The organism is Allobosea sp. P1_A7 (genome assembly GCF_056406775.1).
In genome coordinates this window covers 1-6,980 of record NZ_JBFTZN010000332.1, presented here as the reverse complement: position 1 = coordinate 6,980, position 6,980 = coordinate 1, and the positions used below count along the sequence as shown (strand labels likewise).

Sequence of the window (6,980 nt, the reverse complement as noted above, 5' to 3'; positions counted from 1 at the left end):
GGTCTGAGCCGCGCATGAAAAAGGCCCGCGAATGCGGGCCTTTCCCATCTTCAGCTGCTGAACGGTTCAGCAGGCATAGCGAACGCGGCGACCCCATTCGTCGCGACCGTAGCAGACACGGTCAGGTGTCGTGGCCGAGCCGATGATGGCGCCGCCAGCACCGCCGATTGCAGCGCCCGCGAGCGCGCCACCAGCGCGGCCGGTGGCGAGGCCACCAATCAGTGCACCCGTGCCAGCGCCGATCAGGGCGCCCGTTCCGGTATTCTGCTCGCGCTGCGTGCAGGCACCGAGCGAGGCCGCGACCGCGACGAGGATGAGAAGCTTCTTCATTGTCTTGACTCCCAGGATGCAATCGACAGGCCTAATGCACAGTCCGAACCGCTCCATTCGATATGGAAACGCACCCGAAAGGATCGAGACACGATCCGTAACGGGCGACGCAACCAACATCGCGCGGCCTAGCAACCATGACAAAGGATTAATGTTCCATTTATGGCTTCGCCATGTGGAGCGGAGATACCCAGGGTTGTCTTCCACAGGGAGTGGAGTGGTTCGGCTTTTGCCCGGAACCTTCCGGATTCCCCGGCGTTGATCCGGCAGACTGCGGTGCGAGCCACCGCGTAGCCGTTCAATGGAGGCTCCAATGACCGCAACTGCCACCACGGGGAACCCGCTCATTGCCGGTGCACGTGTCGCCGGAACCAGCGTCTACAATGCGTCGGGCGATCATCTCGGCGAGATCTATGACGTGATGCTCGACAAGCAGACTGGCAAGGTCGCCTACGCCATCATGTCCTTCGGCGGCTTTCTCGGCTTGGGTGAGAAATACCATCCCATTCCCTGGAGTGTGCTCGACTACGACACCAATCGCGGTGGCTATGTCGTGCCTCTTACCAAGGAGAAGCTCGAGGCGGCGCCGATGTATGACAGCGAAGGCGAGCCCGACTGGGACGACAGGAATTACGGCAAGCGCGTGCATGATTACTACGGCACGATGCGTAGGCACCGCCGGCTGCAGGTCGCGGCGGTTGCTATCCCCCCAGCCGAACCGTCGTGACGGCGGGAGGCGGGCCGAAAGGCCCGCATCTTCCGTTTGGAGGCCCGACTCCTTCCCTCTTTCGGGAACCAATCCGCTGATCGCGCGTCATCCTGACAGCGCCTTTCCGTCATCGCCGGCACGTGTGGGACTGCCCGCCGGCCTGTTGAGACGGCCCAGTTCCTGCCAGGAGCCCCTCATGCAGATCCGTTACGGCTATCGCATCGAACTCGTCTCTCAGCAGGAATTGCCGCTGTTGACGATGCTCGATGTGCATCCTTCCCGTCAGCACGATGTCATCCGCCAAGACGATATGACCGCGGTCTCCCTGGTCGATCCACGTCGCCATGTTCCAGTCGAGCGCTATCGCGACCCGTTCGGCAATATCTGCCGCCGGCTTGTCGCCCCAGCGGGCGGGATCCGGCTGAGTTCAGCGGGACTTCTCCATGATTCCGGCGAGCCCGATCCTTTCAATCCGGCGGCGCGGCAAGCGCAACCGTCCGAGCTGCCCGACGAGGTGCTGATCTATCTGCTCGGCAGCCGGTACTGCGAAACCGACAAGCTCGGGGATCGCGCCTGGCAGCTCTTCGGCCAGATCCCTCCGGGCTGGCAGCGTGTCCAAGCCGTCGTCGATTTCGTCCATAATCACCTGACCTTCGGCTATGCCTATGCGCGCAACACGCGCACTGCGGCGGAGGCCTTCGAGGAACGGATCGGCGTCTGCCGCGACTTCGCCCACCTTGCCGTGACCCTCTGTCGCTGCCTCAATATCCCGGCCCGCTATTGCAACGGCTATCTCGGCGATATCGGCGTGCCGAAGGACCCGGCCCCAATGGATTTCAACGCCTGGTTCGAGGTCTTCCTCAGTGGTCGCTGGTACACCTTCGATGCGCGTCACAATGCCCGCCGCATCGGCCGGATCGTGATCGCCCGGGGGCGTGACGCGACCGACGTCGCGATGCTCAATTCCTTCGGAGCCCATTCGCTTCAGCATTTCGAGGTCACGACCGAAGAGGTCGAAGACGCGGCAACTGCCATGATTGTGACGAAAGACCGTGTTGAGTGGCGCGCGGAGCGGGCCGCTGCATTGTGAAATGCCTTGGCCTGGGCTCCGGCATGGATGGGATGATATCAGGGCGTCATGCGCCATATCGTGATCGTCAATGCGCGGGCGGGAACCGTGCTGGCCGCAGGGCCCGAGGCCTTCGCGGCCAGGATCGAGGCCGCGTTCCATGCTCATGATTGCAAGGCGGAGGTCCGGCTCGTGCCGCCGCGCGAGTTGCATCATGCGCTTTCGACGGCGATCGCCGATGCTGCGGCAACCCCCGTCATTGCCGGTGGCGACGGCACGATCAACGGCGTGCTGCCGGTCCTGCTGCAGGCCGGACGGCCGGTAGGGGTTCTCCCGCTCGGGACGGTGAATATCCTTGGGCGGGATCTCGGCCTCGTCGGGACGCTGGAGGGCCAGATCGAGGCGCTCTGCACGGGGGCGCCGGTGACGATGGACATCGGCCGCGTCAATGACCGGCTGTTCCACTCGATCTCGGGAATGGGCTTCTTCAGCCTGATGGCCCGCGAACGTGAATATGCGCGCAGGCGCTTCCCCTTCAGCCGCGCGGTCGCCTTTGCGGTCGCTGCGACGCGCTCCATCCTGTTCACCCGGGCGATCACCGTGGACATCCGGATCGGCCAGGAGCGCCGCCAGGTCGAGGCCGATGCCGTTCTTGTCACCATCAATAGTTTCGATGGGCCCGAATGGCGCCGCAGCAAGCTCGATGGCGGCGTCTTCGAGGTTCATATCCTCAATGCGGGCGGCCTTCTCTCGCGCACCAAGGCAGCGCTGTCGGTCGCATCCGGGCACTGGCGCTCGTCCCAGAACCTGACCTCCTATACCGGTGACGAAGTCACGCTGACGCGTCGCGACAAGAAGCGCGGTCACATCACCTTCGACGGCGAGGTCGAGCGCAAGGCCGGCGAGCTCCGCTATCGCCTTCTGCCAAAGGCGGTGCGCCTCATCGCTTGCCGGGTGCCCCCGGGCCGGGCGCACGGCTAGAGACACGTTCCTCCGGTCGATTGCCATCATTCAGGATTTCGATGCCGCTTCCTCCCCGCATTCTTGTCCCTCTGGCGGCCGCCTTCGCCTTTCTCGGCCTGGCGCTGTTCATCATGTCCGGCCGCACCTTCGCCTTCGATACCGGCCTCATCCTGCTGTTCCGGCAAGCTGGGGATCCGGCCACGCCGATCGGGCCGCAATGGTTGCCCGAGATGATGCGGGACATCAGCGGGCTCGGCAGTTTCGTCGGGCTTGGTTTCATGACCCTCGCCGCGACGCTCGCTCTCTGGCTTGCCGGCTATCGGCGCCTTGCCGTCGCACTCGTCGTCAATGTCGTGCTGGCAACGCTGGTCAGCACGCTTCTGAAGATCGGGATCGGCCGGGCGCGCCCCGATGTCGTCGAGCCGAGTGCAATCGTCTTCACTGCGAGCTTTCCGAGCGGTCATGCCTTTCTATCGGCGGTTGTTCTGCTCGGCATCGCCGGTTTCATCGGACTGGCGTCCCGGCATCGGGATATCACACGGCTCAGCATCGGGCTGGCCTGGGTCCTGATGCTGCTGATTGGCGTGAGCCGGATCTATCTGGGCGTCCATTGGCCAAGCGACGTGCTGGCCGGCTGGTGCCTCGGCATCGCGTGGTCGAGTCTTTCGCTCGCCCTTGCCGGACAGGGCATGGCAAGGGCGGAGCCCGCCAGTGCTCGCACCCCTTCCGCCGGCTGATCCGCCGGTTCAGCGCATATCGATCGTGGTGTTGACGCCGAGATCCGGCGCCCGCCCGAGGATCTTGGCCGTGGCAAGCTTGAAGGCGATCACGACGGCACTCGATGGACCGTCCCAGATCTCGGCCGAGACCGGCGTCAGGGCCAGCAAGGTCACATCCGGATCGTCGGGGCCGTTCGGGAACCAGGCTCCAACCAACGGGCTCCAGATTCTCCTGAGCAGGTGGTTGTCATCAAGCCGTTCGGCTCGGCATTCGATCGTCGCATAGAAATTGTGGTTCTCGTCGCTCAGGGCGATCGAGGCGGTTTGCGAGGCATCGAGCTCTTCGACCGGCCCGGTATGGCTGTGCGTGACGAACAGGATGCGGTGTTCTTCACGATCGACATGCCCCGACATGGGCCGGGTCCTGATCCGACCGCGGACGATGGTCGACACCATGCAGATCGTGTGATCGGTGAGGGCGGTCCAAATTCGTTGCTGGAGCGGTGTCTCGACCATTGTCGCCTTTCCTTCCATGCACGCCGCCGTCCTCGTCATTGGGGGAACGCGCCTTTGAGGCGTCCGTTCCTCAGTGCCGGGGCTCCGGGAACTCTTCACGCCTTTCAGCCGCGAGGCAATGCCGATCACGGAATGATGAGGTGGAACCGCAGGCGCTCGCGAAACGTTGACCGGCTGCCGCCCCGTCGCTGTGTCTGGACCACAGGATCGCTGATGTTCACCTCCCGCAATACGCTTCTGCTGCTCGTCGCCATTCTGGTCGCTGGCCTCGCCGTGACCGGCTATGCCCTCTACGAGGAGAAGAAGCAGCCGGATGGTGTCCAGATCTCGGTCGGAAAGAACGGGCTGTCGATCAAGGAGAAGTGAGCCCTCCCCCGCCGCGATCGGGCTGCCCGGCCCTCTCGCCCCGGCCCCCTCGCACCGGCCTCGGCGCGTCGATCGTCTCGACAGAAACTCTCTGCATACTGTATGCGGATTGACGCGCCGGGGAGCCATGACCGGGACGAATGGCGTTCGCCTGACAAAGGCGTTAACACCGGCTCCGAGAATTCTTCCGACTGGTCGAGAGGCTGCGATGACTGAGATTTTCAAGAACCTGATCGCCGGTGAACGGGTGGGCGGCTCGAACGCCTCGCGCAACATCAACCCCTCCAACACCAATGACGTTGTCGGGGAATATGCCCAGGGTTCGGTCGAGGACCTGAACAACGCCGTCGCGGCTGCCAAGGCTGCGTTTCCGGCCTGGAGCCGCACGACCCCGCAGGAGCGCTACGAGATCCTGAAGAAGGCGTCCGACGAGATCCTCGCTCGCAAGGAGGAGCTTGGCCGCCTGCTTTCGCGGGAAGAGGGCAAGACGCTGCCGGAAGGCATTGGCGAGGCGACCCGTGCCGGCCAGATCTTCGCTTTCTTCGCCGGCGAATGCCTGCGCCTTGCCGGTGAGGCGATCCCTTCCATTCGCCCGGGCGTCGGCGTCGAGGTCACGCGCGAGCCGGTCGGCATCATCGGCATGATCACGCCCTGGAACTTCCCGATCGCAATCCCGGGCTGGAAGATCGCCCCTGCGCTCGCCTTTGGAAACTGCGTCGTGATCAAGCCGGCCGATCTCGTTCCGGGCTCGGCCTGGGCGCTGGTCGACATCATCCAGCGCGCCGGCCTGCCCAAGGGCGTGCTGAACCTCGTMATGGGGCGCGGTTCGGTGGTCGGGCAGGCGCTGCTCGAGCACAAGGATGTGCATGCGATCAGCTTCACCGGCTCGGTCTCGACCGGCCGCAAGGTTGCGGCGGCCTGCATTGCCTCCAACCCGATGAAGAAGGTTCAGCTCGAGATGGGCGGCAAGAACCCGCTCGTGGTGCTGGACGATGCCGATCTCACGCTCGCGGTCGAGACCGCGGTCAACGGCGCCTTCTTCTCGACCGGCCAGCGTTGCACGGCTTCCTCGCGCTTGATCGTCACCGAAGGCATCCATGATCGCTTCGTCGAGGCTGCGATCGAGCGCATGAAGGGCCTCGTCGTCGACGATGCCCTGAAGGCCGGCACCCATATCGGCCCGGTCGTCGATCAGAGCCAGCTCGACCAGGACCTGAAATACGTCGCCATCGCCAAGGACGAGGGTGCCAAGCTCGCCTGGGGCGGCGAAGTGCTTAAGCGCGAGAGCCCCGGCTTCTACATGCAGCCGGCTCTGTTCACCGAGGCGAGCAATGCCATGCGCATCTCCCGTGAAGAGGTTTTTGGTCCGGTTGCGAGCGTGATCCGCGCCAAGAACTATGATGAGGCGCTGGCAATCGCCAATGACACCGAGTTCGGCCTTGCCGCCGGCATCTGCACGACCTCGCTGAAGCACGCGACGCATTTCAAGCGCAACAGTGAGGCCGGCATGGTGATGGTCAACCTGCCGACCGCCGGCGTCGACTATCACGTGCCGTTCGGCGGACGTAAGGGCTCGAGCTACGGCCCGCGCGAGCAGGGCGCCTATGCCCGGGAATTCTACACCACGGTGAAGACGGCCTACACGCTCGCCTGATCGCCCTTGATGTCCGACAGAACGGCCGCGCCGGCAAGGCGCGGCCCTTCTTCGTTTCAGAAACTTTCCAGCACGATCTTGCCCTTGGCGCGATGGCTCTCGATCAGGGTATGCGCTCGCTTCAGATTGGCGGCGTTGATCGTCCCGAAACTCTCGCTCAGCGTGGTCCGGACCTTGCCGGCATCGACAAGCCGCGAGACTTCCGCCAGCAGATCGCCCTGCGCCTGCATGTCCGCCGTCTGGTACAGCGAGCGCGCGAACATCATCTCCCAGTGCAGCGACAGGCTCTTGCTCTTGAGCGGCATGGCATCGAGTGTCTTTGGATCGTCGATCAGTGCGATCCGCCCCTGCGGTGCGATCAGTTCGAGGATCGCCGGCATATGCGTGTCGGTATGGGTCGTCGAGAACACCAGCCCCGGCGCGCCGATCCCCAGTGCCGCGACCTGCGCGGCGAGCGGTTGTGTATGGTCGACGACGTGATGGGCCCCGAGTTCCAGCGCCCAGGCCTGCGTCTCCGCGCGCGAGGCGGTGGCGATCACCTTCAGATCGGTCAGCTGACGCGCGAGCTGGATCGCAATCGAGCCGACACCGCCGGCTCCGCCGATGATCAGGATCGCCTTGGCCGCGCCGGGCACCGGATCCTTGACCTTGAGC

9 protein-coding genes are annotated in these 6,980 nt (G+C 64.4%); 6 read left to right on the top strand and 3 right to left on the bottom strand.

The genetic code is table 11. From position 1 onward, the window contains the following. Nucleotides 1-66: 66 nt before the first annotated feature. Nucleotides 67-330: a glycine zipper domain-containing protein gene (locus AC1D34_RS33160; protein ID WP_069877583.1), complete on the bottom strand. Its 264-nt coding sequence runs from the start codon at nucleotides 328-330 to the stop codon at nucleotides 67-69. A 313-nt stretch (nucleotides 331-643) separates the two neighbouring features. Here AC1D34_RS33160 and AC1D34_RS33155 point away from each other — a divergent pair, with 313 nt between their 5' ends. From AC1D34_RS33155 to AC1D34_RS33140, 4 genes are all read left to right on the top strand, one after another. Continuing rightward, a complete protein-coding gene (locus AC1D34_RS33155) occupies nucleotides 644-1,057 on the top strand; it encodes a PRC-barrel domain-containing protein (protein WP_476826530.1) in 414 nt (137 codons plus the stop codon). A gap of 178 nt (nucleotides 1,058-1,235) precedes the next feature. After that, nucleotides 1,236-2,129, top strand: a complete 894-nt coding sequence (locus AC1D34_RS33150) for a transglutaminase-like domain-containing protein (RefSeq protein ID WP_441490048.1) — start codon at nucleotides 1,236-1,238, stop codon at nucleotides 2,127-2,129. 48 nt (nucleotides 2,130-2,177) lie between these two features. Then, on the top strand, nucleotides 2,178-3,089 hold the full coding sequence (locus tag AC1D34_RS33145; protein ID WP_476826529.1) for a diacylglycerol/lipid kinase family protein: 912 nt from the start codon (nucleotides 2,178-2,180) through the stop codon (nucleotides 3,087-3,089). A gap of 41 nt (nucleotides 3,090-3,130) precedes the next feature. After that, the gene (locus tag AC1D34_RS33140) at nucleotides 3,131-3,808 is read left to right on the top strand and encodes a phosphatase PAP2 family protein (RefSeq protein WP_476826528.1); all 678 of its coding nucleotides are present in this window, start codon (nucleotides 3,131-3,133) and stop codon (nucleotides 3,806-3,808) included. A gap of 9 nt (nucleotides 3,809-3,817) precedes the next feature. Here AC1D34_RS33140 and AC1D34_RS33135 read toward each other — a convergent pair whose 3' ends face one another. After that, the gene (locus tag AC1D34_RS33135) at nucleotides 3,818-4,306 is read right to left on the bottom strand and encodes a pyridoxamine 5'-phosphate oxidase family protein (protein ID WP_441490045.1); all 489 of its coding nucleotides are present in this window, start codon (nucleotides 4,304-4,306) and stop codon (nucleotides 3,818-3,820) included. Nucleotides 4,307-4,519: 213 nt separating this feature from the next. Between AC1D34_RS33135 and AC1D34_RS33130 the strand changes: the two genes are divergently transcribed. Beyond that, nucleotides 4,520-4,672 (top strand): hypothetical protein, encoded by a 153-nt coding sequence (locus AC1D34_RS33130; RefSeq protein ID WP_441490044.1) that lies wholly within the window; start codon nucleotides 4,520-4,522, stop codon nucleotides 4,670-4,672. Nucleotides 4,673-4,880: 208 nt separating this feature from the next. Then, a complete protein-coding gene (locus AC1D34_RS33125) occupies nucleotides 4,881-6,326 on the top strand; it encodes an aldehyde dehydrogenase family protein (RefSeq protein ID WP_476826527.1) in 1,446 nt (481 codons plus the stop codon). 56 nt (nucleotides 6,327-6,382) lie between these two features. Here the strand turns inward: AC1D34_RS33125 and AC1D34_RS33120 are convergent. After that, nucleotides 6,383-6,980, bottom strand: a 598-nt coding sequence (locus AC1D34_RS33120; protein ID WP_476826526.1) for a zinc-binding alcohol dehydrogenase family protein, incomplete at its 5' end; no start/stop codon positions are given.